The following is an 18202-nucleotide window of genomic DNA, read 5'->3' on the forward strand; positions in this document are numbered from 1 at the left end:
TTGTTCGTTTTTCTTGTGATCCATTAAAGCGTCAAATCAAGTCCCAGGGTAAAGATTCGTGGGGTTGGTCCTCCGGATTCGGGATCCCAGAAGTTCATTTCCGGTGCATAAAAACCTACGTTCCGAACGTTCATGTACAGCCGCAAATTCTGGATCTTTGCTCGCTCCAAAATGGTTCGGGGAACGGTATAGGCCATGGAAATATTTTCGAGCCGTACAAAAGAACGGCTTTGGTACACGTTAAAGCCTCCGGCTCCTCCTTCACTGGAATACAGTCGGGCCCATTCGTTACTTGGGTTTTCTTCGGTCCAATAGGGCAGAATATAGGAATTGGATCGATCCAGAAATCCTTGTCTGTTTTTTCGCTGATTAAAGGTACCCAGGTGTCCCAGATACGCATACATCATGAACGAAACGTCAAAATTCTTCCAGATTTTGAATTCGTTTCGCAAACTCCAGCGGGACCGTGGCTCCGAGAAGCCCAGGAATTGGCGGTCCGCATTGGTATACAGTCCGTCGTTATTGACGTCTTCGATTTTAAAATCCCCGGGCTTTACCCCATAATTAGCCGCTTCATCTGCCTCTGGCGTTTGCCAAATCCCATCGGTACGGTAATCCCAGATTTCATCGATGGCGTGATCAATGAACCAGCGATTTCCGATATCGTCAAGTTCTTCACCGTTTTCGTCCAGGTCCCCATAGAGGCTGACAATGCGGTTACGGTTCATCTGAAAATTAAGATTGGCGCGCCAGGACAGGTTGTTGCGGTTGACCAATTGGCTATTCAGGCTCACTTCGACGCCTCGGTTTCGTACTTCACCCAAATTGGCAAACACAAAATCAAATCCGAGTATGTCCGGAAGGCTTCGCTCTACCAGGAGATCCGTGGTCGACATGTCGTAAACCTCAATCGTACCGTCCAGGATGCTGTTAAACAGGGAGAAGTCCAAACCCAGGTTGGTAGATGTGGTTTTCTCCCAGCGCAGATTGGAGTTTTGCATGGTATTTACATACAGCTGACTGACAAAATACAATTCCCCGCTGGGCCGCTGGTAAAAATATTTTCCGGTTTGGAGGTCCGACAAAGCGGCATACCGACCGATATCCCGGTTTCCGTTCACACCCCAGGAGGCACGCAATTTTCCATAATCCAACCAGGGTATGTTGACAAAGTCCTCGTCGGTAAATAGCCAACCGAAGGCCGCAGAAGTAAAGGTCGCCCGTGGATTGCTTTGACCGAAGGCGGAATAGCCATCTCTTCTCACGGAAAGGGTCGTGATGTATTTGTCGGATAGGGAGTAAATTACCCGACCCATCAGTGCGTCGGCCGTGTGGTATTGGTCGTTACTGGACATGATGGGATTAATACCCGCTCCAATGTTGTGGTAGCCCAATCGATCGTGGGGTTCAAATCCCACGTTTTGCATGGTATTGTCCCAGCTTTGGAATTTTTCGGCGTTTGCCAGCAGGGTCACGTCAAAATTATGGATGTTGTTGAAATTCTTATTCCAGCTCAGGATATTGTCCACCTGCCAGTAGTACACTTTTCGTTGCTGACGGCTAGCCCTTCCTCCCATGTTTTCGAAGTCCTGGTGGCCTGCACTTTCGTGGTTGTACCGCTCGTAAAACTCATAACGGGGTGTAAAGTTGGTCCGGAACTTCAAGCCAAAGGGAAGCTCGATGGCAGCAAATAAGGTGGAGTTGATGGTCGTTTCCTTTTGCAGGCGATCGGTAAAACTAGGGGTGTAGTACGGATGCCGGCCCCCGCTGACTTCCTCATTGGGTCGGAATCGCAAGCTCACGCCATCTTCCAGAAAAGGCTCGCCCCAGGGCGATAAATTAACCATGTCGCCCCAGTTGACGGGTATTTGGCTTTCGTCCCTATCGGCGAACTGGGTATTCATCCCCACTGTGAGCCAATCGTTGACATTTCCCTCGATGTTAAAGCGGCTTCTGACAGTGGTAAATTTGTCGCCCACGATCAATCCTTCGTTGTCCAGGTATCCCATGGACCAGTAGTACTGGAAGTCATCGCTTCGGCCTGAAAGACTGACCGTATGATCCTGCCGCAAACCGTTCTGGAACATCATGTTGTACCAGTTGACACTTTCGCCGGCCTTGTAATTGGCAATTTCCAGCGGTTGCATGTTCAGGCGCTGCAACCAAACGGTTTCAGGATCTCCGTCCGAACCATCGTAATTCAGCCAGGTCTCCAGCGGAATTTCCGGTGGAAGGGTGTTTGGGTTGGAAAACCGATAGGGTTCAAACCCACCGGCGTTGATGCTTTCCATTACGTCTTCTCTCCACGACAAAAAGCCTTGCGGGCCGTAGACCGGCTCGTTTTTTGCCATGGTGGCCACGCCCCAGTTGGTGTTTATTTTCACCTGAGGTTTGCCAAGTGCGCCTTTTTTGGTATTGACTAACACTACACCATTGGCAGCCTTCGCACCGAATACGGCAGCGGAACTGGCATCTTTCAGGACATCGATACTCTCGATATCGTTGGGGTTGATGTCCGACAATTGGCCGTAATAAATCGCTCCATCCAGAACGATCAACGGGCTGGATCCGGCATTCAGGGAGGTTCTCCCCCGTACTTCCAGGCTACCGCCCCCTTTTGCGGAGGTGTTTAGTCCCACATTCAATCCAGCGATGTTTCCCCGAAGGACGTCCTGCACCGAATTTGGATTTTCATTTTCCAGACGAGTGGCCGTCACCGAGGAAACGGCACCGGTCAAATCCCGTTTTCTCGCGGTACCGTAGCCAATCACTACCACCTCTTCCAAAGAAGCGGTATCCATCAGCAAGGTGACGTTGATTTCTGACTGATTACCGACCGTGATGGTCTGGGAGACAAAGCCCACGTAGGAATACGTGAGTTCCGAACCTTCGGGAACGGTTAACGAATACGCCCCGTCAATATCGGTGACGGTACCAGTGCCGGTGCCCGCGATGAAAACCGTTACACCGGGGATACCTTCTCCGGACTCGTCAGTCACGGTACCGGACACCGTGATGTCTACTTCTGCCGTAGTCAGCAGACTTGGCGGGTTGCCAGGAGTGGGCAGGGCCGGGTTTGCTGCCACGGGCCTGACAAAACCTGTCGAAACCAACCACACACTCATCCAAAGCACAAGGCCGATTCGCCTTACACGTTGAAATTTAAAGGGTTGTAAGATTTTTTCCATTTTTTTGGGTTTTAATTTGTTGATGGATAGGTGGCACTTTGCCGAAATATGCCTGGTGTTGCGGCGCTTCCGAAACACCAAAACATTTCGAACATAAGTAAATAAAATATAACATGCAATCGGTTTCATACGTAGAAACAATTTGTTAAATAAAAAAACGAATTTTTTATAGGAATACAATGATGAAAAATCAAAATATAATTTCTAAAAATAGCCAAGAAATAATTCGTTTTTAAATTGTTGTCCCATGATTGCGTAGGGGATTCGGAATAAGGTATGGGTATTGTGGGTTAAATCTTTTTAAAATATATTTTAGTTATAATTAAAACAAGAAAAATTCGATATGTGTAATGTGTTTTTTATTTAAAAAAAGTATATATATATAAAAATCCATTTATATAAATTATATAATAATATTTTATCTTAAAATAAGTTTCGGTCCGGTGATGTTTCCGATATCATCTACCCGATCTGGATTGCATCGGGAAGTGCGTAGTAGTTGAAAAACCGTAGCATGCATTGAAATTATTGAATTTTTGAGTAGATTTATGAAGAATAAAAACGAAATCCCGGTGAACGGTATGAAATTCTGTAGCAGGTTAGAAAAAAGTGTATCGGTATCTTTGATCGGTATTTTCGTCGTTTTTTCAGGGCAACTGTTGCTCTCCTGCCAATCTTCCGTACCTGAAAATATACCCGAACAGGTAGATTTTAACTATCACATCAAGCCCATACTCGTGCAAAAATGTTACCTCTGCCATGGTCCGGACCCCGGTAGTAGGGAAGCAGGGTTACGCCTGGACCTGGCGGAAGGAGCCACCCGACTTTTGGAAAGTGGCGGCAGTGCGGTTGTTCCGGGATCTGCCGCAAAAAGTGGACTCATTCATCGGATCACAGAAACCGATCCGGAATTAAAAATGCCCCCTCCTGCCTCAAAACTGGAACTAACCGCGGTAGAGGTGGAGCTGCTAAAAAAATGGATCAATCAGGGAGCCGTATACCAGCCCCACTGGTCGTTCATTCCGCCGGTCGTTTCCACCCTCACGGTCCCCGGGGAGACGCTATCCAACCAAATTGACCGACACCTGGGGCAAGAAATGGAGAGCAAAGGGCTGAAAGCGAGCGATCTCGCCGGAAAATACCAATTGATTCGACGTCTTTCCTATGTCCTGACCGGTCTTCCACCTGCGCCGGAGCGGGTACAGCGTTTTGTCGGGGATGAGCGGCCTGAGGCCTACGGGCTATTGGTGGACGAGTTTCTCAGCAGTCCCGCCTTTGGTGAAAAATGGGCGAGTCACTGGATGGACGTGGTACGCTATGCCGAAACCCGGGGGCACGAGTTTGACTACGAAATTCAGGGGGCCTGGAGATTTCGTGATTACCTGATTCGAGCGATCAATTCGGACGTATCCTATGCGCAACTGATACGGGAGCAGCTTGCGGGAGATCTGGTACGGGAGCCGCGCCTGCACCCGGAAACAGGCGACAACGAATCCGTGCTTGGCACGCTTTTTCTGACCATGACCGAAGGTACACACAGTCCGGTTGACACAAAAAAAGACGAGGCGGATCGGATAGACAACATGGCGGATGTGATCGGAAAGAGTTTCCAAGGGCTAACCGTAGGCTGTGCGAAATGCCACGATCATAAATTCGATCCCATCCCGGCTACCGATTATTACGGGCTCTACGGAGTATTGGGTAGTACCCGGTTCAGCCCGATTCCTGTCGGAAATCTCGAAAAGAAAACCACCAGCCTACAGGAGGTGCAGCGGCTCAAAAGGGAGCTTCGGGAGAGGATAGCCGATGCCTGGGGAGATTCTTCACGGGATACGGTACCCGCTTTGCTGGTTGGTCAAAAAGAAACAGTCGCCGGCTCCGCAAAAGCAGTTGGCTATGCGGGCGAGGTTATCGGTGATTTTAGCGGTTCTGATTTTGATGGCTGGAAGGCCGATGGCTGGGCATTTGGAGAAGGGACCACGCTGGGAGATCCGCAGCTGGATCGTACAACGGGTGAACTTCTGGCTTTGAAAGATGGATTCGCCTCGTCCAGAAAATTGGGAACGGGTATTTTTGGCGCACTTCGCTCCCCGGATTTCTCCATCGATCGCCCTTATTTGGGGGTAAGAGCGCGGGGAAAGGGAGCCAGCATTCGGATCATCATGGACAATTTTCAGTTGATCAGCTACCCAATTTACGGGGGATTGGATCAAAAGGTCAACGATGAAGAATGGCATAATTACGTGTTTGATCTGAGCGATTGGCAGGGACACGACGCTTATGTAGAATTGCTGCCTGGATCCTACATTCGACATACGTACCATCAGGAACCGGAGGCCTACATTGAAGTAGCCTATGCCACCGCCTTCGAGGAAGAATGGTTTCAACCGGAAAGCTATTCTCCGGTGCACCTGTTGCCGGCCGCGGTGGGAAGCTGGAAGGAGGGGAAAAGTTCGCCTTCGGAGGTGCATCTCCTCAACCGACAGTTGGAGTCGGGGAAACTCAAACGCCGGTTTCCCGAGGGAGTAACAACCCAATTGACAATGGATCTTTTGTTGGCTCAAGTCAAAGACAGTCTGTTCATACAGGGAGTGGCAGAAGGCTTTGCAAGGGAAAGTCCGGTATTTATCCGGGGCAACCATTTGGAACCGGAGCTTACACCCGTTCCAAGAACGTTTCTATCGGCTATTTTGGATTGGCAGCGGCCGATAAACAGCAGTGGCAGTGGACGACGTGAGGTTGTGGAAGCGATCTTGCATCCGGAAAATCCACTCACGGCCCGGGTAATGGTCAACCGCCTTTGGCACCATGTATTCGGAAAAGGACTGGTCGAAACGGTAGATAATTTTGGGCTACAGGGAAAGCTTCCCAGCCATCCGGAGCTTATGGACCATTTGGCCATAGCCTTTCGGAGGGAAGATTGGTCCTTGAAAAAGATGATCAAATCCTTGGTGCTAACGGAAGCTTTCCGGCGGGGCACTGCGGATGTCAACGATGGAAAAGATCCGGAAAACAAGTACCTGGCTCATTATCCGGTACGTCGGTTGGAAGCCGAAGCCATCCGAGACGGTTTACTGCAAGTTTCCGGATCCCTGGACCAAGCCATGTTTGGTCCGCCGGTGCCTGTACATTTGACCGAATTCATGCAAGGCAGGGGAAGACCGTCCAAGTCCGGGCCGCTGGATGGTGCCGGTAGGCGATCCATTTACCTGGAGGTCCGTCGGAATTTTCTCGACCGGATGATGACCACGTTTGATCGGCCCACACCCTTTACCACCTTTGGCAACCGAGACGAGACGAATGTACCGGCACAGTCCCTTTTTCTGATGAACGACCCATTTGTAGCTCAGCAAGCCGAACTGTTTGCAAAACGGCTTCTTGGCGGAGCCAATCGATCTACCGAAGAACGGATTCAGGAGGCTTACCTGCTTGCTTTCTCCCGACCGCCCACTTCCACAGAAATCGATCGGGGAAAGGCCTTCCTCGAAAAAGCAAGCCTGGGCACAGATACGACGGTAGCCGGGGAACTTCCGGCTTGGAAGGAGTATTGCCACGCCTTGTTTAATACGAAAGCATTCATTTATCTGTTATAAGCACACATGCACCACCACCATCGTCCTCTTTTGAACAAGGAGCTCAGCCGCCGGGAAATGCTACGGATTTGCCGCGGTGGATTCGGATCACTCGCCTTCATGGGACTGCTGGGTTCTGTAAGTTCCGCTTGTAAATCGGACAATCCCAATTCCCGTAGCCTGCTCCGCCAATTGGCCACCACTCCTCACTATCTTCCCAAGGCGAAAAATGTAATTTTTTTGTACATGGACGGCGGCGTTTCCCAGGTGGATTCTTTCGATCCTAAACCCAGATTGGCCAAAGAAAATGGGTTGGATCCAACGTTTAAAATTGATGCAACCCAGTTTAATAACAATGGGAAACTACTGAAAAGTCCCTGGGAATTCAAGCAGTACGGCGAGTCTGGCATGGCGGTGAGTGCACTTTTCCCTCATATTGCTAGCTGCGTGGACGACCTCGCGTTGATTCGTTCCATGGTTTCTAATTTTCCGGAACATACCAATGCCAATTATTTTTTGCACACCGGCAGTGGGCTGCAGGGGAGGCCCAGTATGGGGGCCTGGATAAACTATGGGCTGGGTTCGGAAAACAGCAATTTGCCGGGATACGTGGTACTGGATGGTGGCCTCGTGCCGCCGGGCGGGGTGGATAATTTTAAGAATGGGTTTCTACCGGCAGATTACCAGGCTTCGATCATGAAAACCGGGGCTACCCCGGTAGCTAATATTCAACCCGATAGTAGCATGGCCGATTTCCAGCGAGAAAAATTGGATTTTATACAGGCCATGGATCGGGGAAGTGAAGACAAATCGCAGGAGGTAGAGGCAGCGATAAAAAATTACGAGTTGGCGTATCGGATGCAGTCTTCGGTGCCGGAACTCAGCGAATTCGCCGCGGAAAGCAAAGCAACCCAAAAGTTGTACGGTTTGTTTGACGAGGATCCCAATACCCGCAGCTACGGTGCCCAATGCCTGATGGCAAGAAGGCTGGTAGAGCGCGGGGTTCGATTCGTGGAGTTGACCTGTCCCTATCAAAAAGGAATTGATCGCTGGGATCAGCACAGTGGGCTGAAAGACGGCCACGAGCGCAATGCACATGCTGTGGACCAGCCTATAGCGGGACTGCTTAAGGATTTGAAATCCAGGGGACTTCTGGAAGAAACGCTAGTTGTCTGGACCGGCGAATTCGGTCGGACTCCTTTTGCCCAGGGAAAGGATGGAAGGGACCACAACCCCTCTGCGTTTAGCATGTGGATGGCTGGAGCAGGCATCAAAGGGGGGACCATATACGGCCGTACAGACGATTACGGATACCGGGTTGAGGAAAATCCGGTCAGCATACACGACCTGCACGCCACCATTCTTCATTTGTTGGGCGTTGACCATAAACAATTGACGTATCATTTTGGGGGACGAGATTTTAGGTTGACCGATGTGCATGGCCATGTAGTGAAAGACGTACTTGGCTAAATCTTTTTTTACCCTTTTACCTGTACCAATCCTTCCTTTCGTATTCTTCCTGCAAGGGATACGATTAGGATAGAGGCCACAAACATGATCAAACTATAAATCACTACGGGTATTGCCATAGTTGGATTCTGCAGCAAGGTAGCTGCGATAACGATACCCAAAGTGCCATTTTGTATGCCGGATTCTATGCTAATGGCTAATTGTTGTCGAGGAGAAAGCATGCATGTACGAGCCAGAAGCAGGGATAATCCAAAAGTCAACACATTCAATAGCAAGGCAACCGGCCCGGCCATGGCGAAGAACTCCTGTATCTGGTTTTTTTCGTTGTATAGGGCTCCTCCTACAACCAGAACGAAAAATACCATGGAAGCAATCCGAACCGGTCGATCTGCCCTCTGGGTTAAGATAGGATAGCGGTTTTTAAGCCACATGCCGATGGCGACCGGAACCAAAGTTACCCCGGTAATGCGAAATACGGTAGAAATAAATGGAAGGGATACGCTTCCTTCTTCGCCAAAATAGGTAATGGAAAGATTCACAAATAAGGGAATAGTAATTAGGGTAAGTAGCGAGCTCGTCGCTGTAAGGCTAATGGATAAAGCCGTATCGCCTTTACTCAAGTGTGTGATTAGGTTTGAAGTAGGGCCACCCGGGCAGCAAGCGATAATCATGACCCCTACTGCCATCGCCCCTTCCAATCCAAAACTCAATACCAAAGAAAATCCAAGTAGGGGCAAAAGTACCAATTGGCAAAATAAGCCTACAACCATTGCCTTGGGATAGGTAAAAATGTTTTTGAAATCGTTGCTTGTTAAGCTAAGACCCATGCCCAGCATGATAAATGCCAGGGCGAATGGCAAAAATACGGCGGTTATCAGATTGCTTTCCATTTGGGTTTATTTCATGATATACCGGGTCTGAAGATAATTGGGCTATGGGTGAATGAGAAATGTTGTTCTGATAACGGATGAATGTGTCTTCCGGAGGAAGAAGTTCTTTGAGAATTGCAGACGTTCACTACCTGGCTTTCGATCAAAGCGTTTATTTTTTTCCCGCTTTTTTTAGAAAATTGTAGTGCGATCGAAGGGCCGATGCAAAGCTTTTGTTTTCATGATAGGGCAGGGAAAATTCCAGCGCTACGTCCCGAACGATGCCGGAGATTTGTGGGTAATGGATGTGGCAGATTTTTGGAAAAAGGTGGTGTTCCACCTGTAAGTTGAGTCCCCCGCACAGAAAGGTGGTGATGGCGCTGTTGCTGGCAAAATTTGCCGTGGTTTTCATCTGATGCTCCGCCCATGCATTTTCCATATTTTCGTGTGGCTGGGGATTGGGAAGCACGGTCTGTTCCACCAAATGTGCCAGCTGAAAGACCAAACCGAGTACCAGCCCTTCGGCGAAATTCATTGCCAGAAAACCAATCAAAAACTGCCACCAGGCGATATCCATGACCAATAGTGGAAGGATGATGAACAAGAAATAATAGAGTAGTTTGTAAAAAAACAAATTGAAATACTCGATGCGAGGATGTTTGTTCTCGTGTTTTCCGATGCGCTTTTGAAAGAATTTTTTGTAGTCTTTTCGAAAAAACCATGAAATGGAAGCCAGGGCATACAGAAAGAAGGCATAAATATGCTGAAACCGATGAATGAAATGATGCTTTTCATTGGGAGAAACCCGGACGATTCCGGGAGCCACCTCCAGATCACCGTCGTGGCCGACGATGTTTGTATAGGTGTGGTGAATTTTATTATGGGTGATCTTCCATACGTAGACATTTGCACCGATGATATTAAACAGGAAACCCAGGGATTTATTGACCCAGGGCTTGGAGGAATAGGAACCGTGCAGGGCATCGTGGCAAATATTAAATCCAATGAACGCCATATTCATTCCCAGTGCGATTGCTAGCAACAAGGATACCCAGGAGGGCATCACTTCCAGCAAAATGAGCAGGTACAGTCCAACAAAAGAAACCAGGTAGGTGATCGTTTTGAGTACCATCGCCCCGTTGGCCTGCTTGGAGATCCCATTGGTTTGGAAATAGTGATCTACCCGTTTCTTTACAGTTGAGAAAAAGGCTGAATTGGTTTTATCGACAAATTTAAGCGTTAAAGGCATACATGTGTTTTTTGTCCTTTTTAGAATGATTGGTAGTTCTTATACGGGAATAACAAAATATATTACTAAATAATTTAGAAAATAAAATAAAATTAAAAAGATCTTTTGGTCGTCTACCCCTTTTTCCAAATGATTCAACGACGATTTTTCCGGTATCTTTCTGTTACAAAGGCAGTACGGTCCAATCGGCTGTAAGGGAATGTTGTGTTTGGGTTTGCCGCGGTATCTTGACTATTGAGAAGAATAGCGTTGGTTTTTCAAGGGCAGGAGGGTCATTTCTTCGCGGGCTGGCATCTTTAAGCCGGTCGTATTTCAGAAACCGACATCGGGCTACCAGATCTCCGTGCGCTAGGTCCCCCTTGAAGGATTTTCAGGCCTTGCGAGTCGGTAAGGAGATACTATTCCTTCAGGGCATAGAAGGATTGAATACGAGCGCTTTGCGTTTCGGCCAGAGCGATTAAGTCAATGTCCAGTAATTCTTTATTCACGGCAATCACTCGCGCTTTCATTGCAGCCGGTAATTTTTCATAGCCATAAAATGCTCCTAAAACTGCTCCCAAAATGGCTGCCGTGGTATCGTTATCCCTTCCGTAGTTGACCAAAAATGTCAGACTGTCAAGAAAATCAAAATCACAAACCAACATGGCAGTCAGTACCTGTAGATGAATTTCCCCCACGTGGAAGGGCATGTCCTGCAGGTGTTCGTCCAACAACACAAAGGCGTGTTTCATGAGTTTTTCTTTGTCGAATGTGGTATCGGGCGGGCGCTTTTCGTCAGCTGCGGAAGCATGGACCGTTTCCGTAATCGCCCTTGCTACTTCCAGGATTCGGTAACTACTTCGCCCCACCAGGCGGCTGGAGAAAAAGGATTGCGGATCCACGGACCGTAATACCTCCAAAAGTCTTGTTGGATCGCCGTCTGCAGTCATTGCCGCCGCGGTCATTGCTGCCGATAAGGCACTGATATCCTTGCCATAGCCAATGTCGTAGAGGCTTAGGCGATACGCCTGTTGATAGGCCATTTCGGGCTGCCCGGGATAGCGAAGGCCGATCGCCGGTGCGTACAACAGGCCGGCACAGACCATTTCTCCTCCGTAAAACTTACCAAGTGACTGCTGATAGGCCATCAGGTCCTCTTCCTGCACCGATAGGGATACCTTGTACCACTCCTGCAACCACAAGACCCGTAGACTGGCGAATTCGAGGGCTTCGGTTTGTGTCGGCGTCAGTGTTTTAAAATCCGCGAAATATCCTTCATACTCCCGGATGATGTGTTGAGAAAACTCGCTGGCATTTAGTTCAAGTTTCGGTTGGCGTTCCATGTACTCGAATACGAGCTTTTTCCAACGGGTATCGTCAGTGGTACCTCCGGCGGGTAAATTTACCTTCCAGGTGCCTTCCGGGGAGACTTCTCGTACCATGGAGTCCAAATCGTCTACCCAACCATAGGTCCGATGGATAGACTCCCGGTCCCACATCTCTGTTGGGGCACCCATGGCATCGCCGATGGCGCTACCCACCAGCATTCCCTTTACTTTGTCGGCCAATTCCTCTTCAGTTAGCGGTAGAGGGGGCAGGGATTTGCTGGCTTGATCGGCTGTAGGCTCGGCAGGATCTGGAGAGCAGGCCGGTATCGAAAGGATTAAAACAAGGTAAAAAAATGGATTAAAACGCTTCATGGAGAATTAGTTGGATGGCTTGATTGGCTAGTTTTTCTTTTTCTTCCAGGGATAAAACAAGGGGTAACTGTGCCAGCCCAAAGAGTCTGCGGAGAATTTCTGTTCCGGTAAAAGCTGCCAAAAGTGCTTCATTCAGGGGATACCTCTCCCGAAGGTCCTTGATACGGACATCCGGTACCCGCGCCAGGTACAGGTGTGCCAGCATTACCCCAAGGTCAAACTCGGGATCTCCGACAAAGGCAAATTCGGTATCAATAATTTTTAAGCCACCCGGACTGGAAAGCCAACTGCCCGGGTAAAAGTCCCCATGAATCAGCTTACTTCCGGGGGAAAGGTACCGCTTGCCCAATTGCCTTACTTTCCCGATCAGATCGCCATTGGTTTTTATCTTCAGGGAGAGTTGCTCCAACCCGGGTTGAATCCCATTCAGATCAAATCCATTGTTTTCCTGAAAAGGAAGGAGAAAAATGTGCTGATGATTTAACGTACGCATGGCTCGGTTTTCTGGAAAAGTCTGCGCCGTGACTTGATGCAGCCCCTTTAGGTACCGCAGCAAGTCATCTCCCAGGGCTTCGGTAAATTGGTCCGGGTGGTGATAAATGCACAGGTAATCCACCCCCTTTTCTACAAACTCCAAGGCAAGAAGCCAGGAATCCCTATCGAATGCGAAGACTCGTGGGGAGTAGTGGGCTACCTCGGGCTGAGTTGCCATGTATTGGTAAAAGCTGTATTCAATGCCTGTACGCTCCGAAGGCGCGGGTACCTCCGGGTATTTGGCCACGTAAGGTCGGGATTGCTTTAAAATAATGGTTCGTTTTTCGGTCGATACGGCCAGCGTGACATTCATGTTTCCTTCCCCGGCTTTTCTGCTGGAGCGCACCGATTCGTCCGGATGCAGGATTCCTTTTTTTCGCAGGTAGTCGATGTGTTCTTGGGTCAGTGGTGCATGTAGCAGCATCAGTGATGGGGTGTAATTCAGATTTGGCTTCTCGTTTCAAAAATACGCACCAAAATTGGTTTCGAGCCTCATTCCCGAAGAAATAAAAAACCAGGGTAGCTGTTCATTCCTAATGCTAACTGTCCTATTTTTGGGTCATGAGTAAAACGATAACGGAATTTGACCCGCTTCTACGCCAATTGGCTAAAGACCTGGATGGGGAACTTCACTTTGACAGCCTGATGAAGACCTTGTATGCCACGGATGCATCGGTCTATCGATCGTTGCCATTGGCGGTAGCCTTGCCAAAAACGAGCAGTGATTTGAAAAAACTGATCCGTTTTGCGACAGAAAACGGGACTTCGCTGATTCCCCGGACCGCTGGTACCTCATTGGCCGGGCAATGCGTGGGTGAGGGGATTGTGGTGGATGTGTCCAAGTACATTAATAAAACCATCGAGTTTAACAAGCAGGAGGGCTGGGTACGCGTACAACCCGGTGTGGTACGGAATGAGTTGAACAATTATCTCAAAGAACACGGATATTTTTTTAGCCCCATTACCAGTACCGCAACCCGTGCGATGATCGGTGGAATGGTGGGAAATAACAGTTGCGGGACCACCTCCATTGTGTACGGAAGTACCCGGGAGCATGTACTTGAGCTCAAGGTACTGTTGAGTGACGGGAGCGAGGCAGTATTCAAATCCATGACCCCCGCGGATTTTGAGTTAAAATGCAAGCAGCATAACCTGGAAGGGGCACTTTACCGCCATATTCGGGAAGAGTTGAGCAAGCCGGAAGTGCAACAAAACATTCGGGAGCACTTTCCCAAGGCGACCATTCATCGCCGAAATACCGGCTATGCCCTTGACTACCTCCTGGAATCTCAGTTGTTTTCGAATTCCGAAAAGCCATTTGATTTTTGCAAATTGCTTTGTGGCTCGGAAGGCACCCTGGCCATCACCACGGAGATAAAAATTCACCTGGATCCTCTACCCGATCCCTTTGATATTGTGGTCGCGGCACATTTTGATAGCATCCACGACAGCATGAAAGCGGCGCAGGTTGCCATGAAGCATGCACCCACCGCAGTAGAGTTGATGGATAAAATCATCCTGGACTGTACCAAGGAAAACGTGGAACAAAGCCGAAACCGGGATTTTGTGGAAGGAGATCCCAAAGCCATCCTCATGGTAGAATTCCGTGGAAAATCGATCGAACATGCACGGGAGCAGGGACTGGTCTTTGTGGAAGCCCTGAAAACTGTCGGCTTGGGCTATTCTTTTCCGGTTATCGGTCCAGAACGGACAAGTAGTGCCTGGCAGCTGCGAAGCGCCGGTCTGGGCCTGCTTGCCAATATTCCCGGTGATAAAAAAGCCGTCGCCTGCATCGAAGATACCGCCGTCGCTATCGAGGACCTGGCGGATTACATCGACGAATTTGCAGAAATCATCAAAGAGTTTGGCCAAGAACCGGTGTACTATGCCCATGCCGGTGCCGGAGAAATCCACCTGCGTCCCATCCTGGATCTGAAAAAAGCAAGGGATGTAGAGGAATTCTACCGGATCAGTGAAGCCAGCGCCAGGCTGGTAAAAAAATACAAAGGATCTTTGAGTGGGGAACACGGAGACGGTCGGGTGAGGGCTGCATTTATTCCCATGATGGTCGGCCAGGAAAACTACGGGCTATTCAAACGTCTGAAAGCCACCTGGGATCCCCGCGGCATTTTTAATCCGGGAAAGATTGTCGATGCGCCACCGATGAATACTTCCCTTCGCTACGAGCCGGAGATGGTCACACCGGATTTTCCTACGAAATTTGACTTCAGCAGCGTGGGGGGCATTTTGCGCATGGCCGAAAAATGCAACGGATCGGGTGACTGCCGCAAATTGCCCAATTCCGGCGGCGGGACCATGTGTCCTAGCTACCAGGCCACCCGGTACGAAAAAGATACGACCCGTGGAAGAGCCAATACATTGCGGGAGTTTTTGACCAATAGCCAGAAGGAGAATCCCTTCGATCATCCGGAGATCAAGGAAGTAATGGATCTTTGTCTCTCGTGTAAAGGCTGCACGTCCGAGTGTCCTTCCAACGTGGACATGTCCACAATGAAAGCAGAATTTCAATACCAATACAACAAGGCCAATGGGGTTCCGCTACGGTCCACTGCATTTGCGTATATCAACAAGCTAAACGGTATGGGAAGTCTTGTGCCGGGTGTATCCAATTTTTTTCTCACCAACCCTGCATTTGGGGGAGGACTGAAAAAGTTTTTGGGAGTAGCCCCGGAACGAACCTTGCCGACGATAAGTAAGCAATCCTTAAAAAACTGGTATAAAAAAGAGTACCAAAAACTCTCTGGCAGATCCATCCTCAAAACGCTGTATTTTTTCTGTGATGAATTTACCAATCACAACGACACGGAAATCGGCATCAAAGCCATTACCTTATTGCGACACCTGGGCTACGAGGTGAAGATGGTAGACCATGCCGAAAGTGGAAGAGGGGCGATTTCCAAAGGCCTCTTGGATTACGCACAAAAAATGGCCGAAGCGAACGTTTCCCTGTTTGCTGAGCTGGTAAACGCCGAGCGGCCTTTGATTGGTCTGGAACCCTCGGCCATTCTGAGCTTCAGGGATGAATACCCACGCTTGGTGAACAAAAATTTGCGGGCTAAAGCGAATTCACTAAAATTTCATTGCGAGATGATCGATGAATTTCTCGCAAAAGAAGTAATTGCCGGCAATATTGGCCCCGATGCCTTTACCAAAGCATCCAGAATTGTCCACCTGCATGGACATTGTCATCAAAAGGCCCTTTCTTCGGTGAATTACTCCCGAAAAATACTTGAGTTGCCGGAAAACTATCGGGTTCAGGTGATTCCGTCGGGTTGTTGTGGCATGGCGGGATCTTTTGGCTACGAAAAAGAGCATTATTCGCTGAGCATGCAGATCGGGGAGATGGTTTTATTTCCCGCTGTCCGCGCTGCGGAAGCGGAAGACCTGATCGCCGCACCAGGCACAAGTTGTCGGCATCAGATTTCGGATGGAACGGACCGCAAAGCCCTGCATCCGGTGGAGATTTTATACGCAGCAGCGGGTTTATAGCAAGCAGCTTGCCAGGCTCCGGCATAAAAAACCCGGAATCGCAGGATTCCGGGTTGAGGGTTGGTTAGGAAAGGAAATGGGTTTTAGTGAATTAGCTGCTGAGCGTAAATTCAGGTAGCGGAATGATGGCCCCACCTTTCATGGCGGATTCGTGTGCCAGAATCCCGACGCAGGTGATGTTTGCCGATTGACGGGCATCCGGATAGGGCGCCCGGCCCTCTTGCAGCGCGGTTACAAATTCGTGCACCAAATGCGGGTGTGAGCCCCCGTGACCCGCACCTTGTATAAACGAGAGGTGTTGGTTATCGTCGGAGTCGTAGACCCCCTCTGTCGTGAAGGAAGCAATTTCCTTCGGAAGCAGGTGGGCATAATCCGGCACCTTTACGCGTTTGGGTGTTTCGCCCGTGTGAATCACCGGATCCTCGTGTTCGATCAAAGTCCATTCAAAGGACTTTTCCGAGCCATAGGCATCGAAACTTTCCCGGTATTGCCGGGCGGTGTTGAATAGCGAGCGGGTTACTTCTGCAGAAAGATCGGAATCTTTCAGTTTGATATGGCAGGTTTCTATAGCGAAGGGGGATCCGTATTTTTCGATCAGGTTTTCGTCAATCCTGCCCGAACCAAAGCAGGATACGTACTCGGCTTGCCCTTTGGCCAGTGCCAAAACGGGGCCTACGCAATGCGTGGCATAATGCATGGGCGGTAAGCCTTCCCAGTACCCAGGCCAACCGGCCATTTCCTGCTGATGGCTGGCCCGTAGAAATTGAAGTTTGCCCATTTCTCCCTTTTCGTACATTTCCTTGACGAAGAGAAATTCCCGACTGTAGATGACCGTTTCCATCATCATATACGTGAGCCCGGATTTTTCAGTCTCTTCCACAATTTGACGACATTCATCGACGGTAGTAGCCATGGGTACGGTACAGGCCACGTGTTTTCCGGCACGTAGTGCCTGGAGGGACTGTTCGGCATGCGCCTGTATGGGTGTGTTGATATGAACGGCGTCGATATCCGGGTCTTTCAGCAATTCCTCGTAATCGGTATATCGCTTTTCTATACCGAATGCATCGCCGATCTCGTTGAGTTTCTCTTCGTTTCGCTGACAAATGGCATACATGTTGGCCCCGGGGTGTTTTTGGTAAATGGGGATAAACTCTGCACCAAATCCGAGTCCGATAATGGCGATGTTTAGTTTTTTATGGGTCATAGTAAATAAAATTTGTGGTGATGCAACTGGTTCTATTTCAGGAGCGGGCCCATTCGTTTAGGAAACGAAATCCATCGGAGGCAAAAGCATCCTGACTGCTTGCCAATCGTTTCCAGATACAAACGGCTCCAGCCAATTCCTTGATTTCCGGCGTGAAGCTTTCGATGGTAATGGTACCTTGATAGTTTACCTTTTCCAGCCCTCTTTTGTAGTCTTGCCAGCGGGTTTGGCCGGTGCCGGGCGTGCCCCGGTAGTTTTCCGATACCTGCACGTGAAGGAGCTTGTCACCGGCCTGTAATATGGCCTTTTCGATGTCTGGCTCCTCAATGTTCATGTGAAAACCGTCTAGCAATACCCGTGCTGCCGGGTGGTTGATGTCTCCAATCAGGCGCATGAGTTCTTCCGTGGTATTGATTAAATCGGTTTCAAATCGGTTCAGGGCCTCCAAAGCAATCAGCTGTCCGGATTTTTCGGCCATCAGGCATACCTTGTACAGGTTAGACACCGCCCGATCCCATTCTATCTTTTTCTGTTCGGGGGAAACCAAGCGGGCCTTACCGACCGAAGAATACATGGGACCTGCGACAAAGGCCGCACCCACCTGCACGCTGAAATCCAGGCATTGTTGGATGTAATCCAAACTGGTTTGATGATAGGAAGGATCCTCATGGGTCAAATCCCTGCTTGGGCCGAAGGCTCCGCATACAATAGGGTGTAGTCCATTGTCGTCCAATGCCTGTTTCACTACTTTCCCATCGATTAACGTAGGGTCTTCTATCGGAATTTCCACCGCATCGTAGCCCATTTGTTTGATTTTTGGAAAAAGGGAAATCGTCTCTGTCTGAAATGGAGAAGTCCATAGCCAGGTACTAACTCCCAGTTTGATATCTAAAGCCATAGTGATTCAATTGGTGAAAAATGGAC

10 protein-coding genes are annotated in these 18202 nt (G+C 49.2%); 3 read left to right on the forward strand and 7 right to left on the reverse strand.

The annotated features are described in order from the left end of the window. Positions 1–23: 23 nt before the first annotated feature. Entirely contained in the window at positions 24–3188 is a 3165-nt protein-coding gene (locus tag ABWH99_RS12140) for a SusC/RagA family TonB-linked outer membrane protein (protein WP_375582117.1), read from the reverse strand. 548 nt (positions 3189–3736) lie between these two features. Between ABWH99_RS12140 and ABWH99_RS12145 the strand changes: the two genes are divergently transcribed. Further along, entirely contained in the window at positions 3737–6781 is a 3045-nt protein-coding gene (locus ABWH99_RS12145) for a PSD1 and planctomycete cytochrome C domain-containing protein (RefSeq protein ID WP_375582118.1), read from the forward strand. Between the two features lie 6 nt (positions 6782–6787). Then, positions 6788–8230, forward strand: a complete 1443-nt coding sequence (locus ABWH99_RS12150; protein ID WP_375582119.1) for a DUF1501 domain-containing protein — start codon at positions 6788–6790, stop codon at positions 8228–8230. An 8-nt stretch (positions 8231–8238) separates the two neighbouring features. Here the strand turns inward: ABWH99_RS12150 and ABWH99_RS12155 are convergent, their stop codons facing one another. From ABWH99_RS12155 to ABWH99_RS12170, 4 genes are all read right to left on the reverse strand, one after another. Then, positions 8239–9120, reverse strand: coding sequence for a bile acid:sodium symporter family protein (locus ABWH99_RS12155; protein ID WP_375582120.1), 882 nt, complete (start codon positions 9118–9120; stop codon positions 8239–8241). 151 nt (positions 9121–9271) lie between these two features. Further along, positions 9272–10348 (reverse strand): fatty acid desaturase family protein, encoded by a 1077-nt coding sequence (locus ABWH99_RS12160; protein ID WP_375582121.1) that lies wholly within the window; start codon positions 10346–10348, stop codon positions 9272–9274. A gap of 398 nt (positions 10349–10746) precedes the next feature. Continuing rightward, positions 10747–12027 carry an ADP-ribosylglycohydrolase family protein gene (locus ABWH99_RS12165; RefSeq protein ID WP_375582122.1) on the reverse strand — a complete coding sequence of 427 codons (1281 nt, stop codon included), beginning with the start codon at positions 12025–12027 and terminating at the stop codon, positions 10747–10749. Further along, positions 12014–12985 carry a phosphotransferase gene (locus tag ABWH99_RS12170; RefSeq protein WP_375582123.1) on the reverse strand — a complete coding sequence of 324 codons (972 nt, stop codon included), beginning with the start codon at positions 12983–12985 and terminating at the stop codon, positions 12014–12016. The genes ABWH99_RS12165 and ABWH99_RS12170 overlap by 14 nt, the downstream gene beginning before the upstream one ends. A gap of 137 nt (positions 12986–13122) precedes the next feature. Between ABWH99_RS12170 and ABWH99_RS12175 the strand changes: the two genes are divergently transcribed. Beyond that, positions 13123–16071, forward strand: coding sequence for an FAD-binding and (Fe-S)-binding domain-containing protein (locus tag ABWH99_RS12175; RefSeq protein ID WP_375582124.1), 2949 nt, complete (start codon positions 13123–13125; stop codon positions 16069–16071). Positions 16072–16162: 91 nt separating this feature from the next. On the opposite strand, the gene ABWH99_RS12180 is transcribed toward ABWH99_RS12175, so the two are convergent. Continuing rightward, positions 16163–17278, reverse strand: coding sequence for a Gfo/Idh/MocA family protein (locus tag ABWH99_RS12180; RefSeq protein ID WP_375582125.1), 1116 nt, complete (start codon positions 17276–17278; stop codon positions 16163–16165). Positions 17279–17315: 37 nt separating this feature from the next. Then, the gene (locus ABWH99_RS12185; RefSeq protein ID WP_375582126.1) at positions 17316–18176 is read right to left on the reverse strand and encodes a sugar phosphate isomerase/epimerase family protein; all 861 of its coding nucleotides are present in this window, start codon (positions 18174–18176) and stop codon (positions 17316–17318) included. Positions 18177–18202: the final 26 nt, after the last annotated feature.

The organism is Cyclobacterium xiamenense (assembly GCF_042140265.1).
Classification (GTDB): Bacteria; Bacteroidota; Bacteroidia; order Cytophagales; family Cyclobacteriaceae; genus Cyclobacterium; species Cyclobacterium xiamenense_A.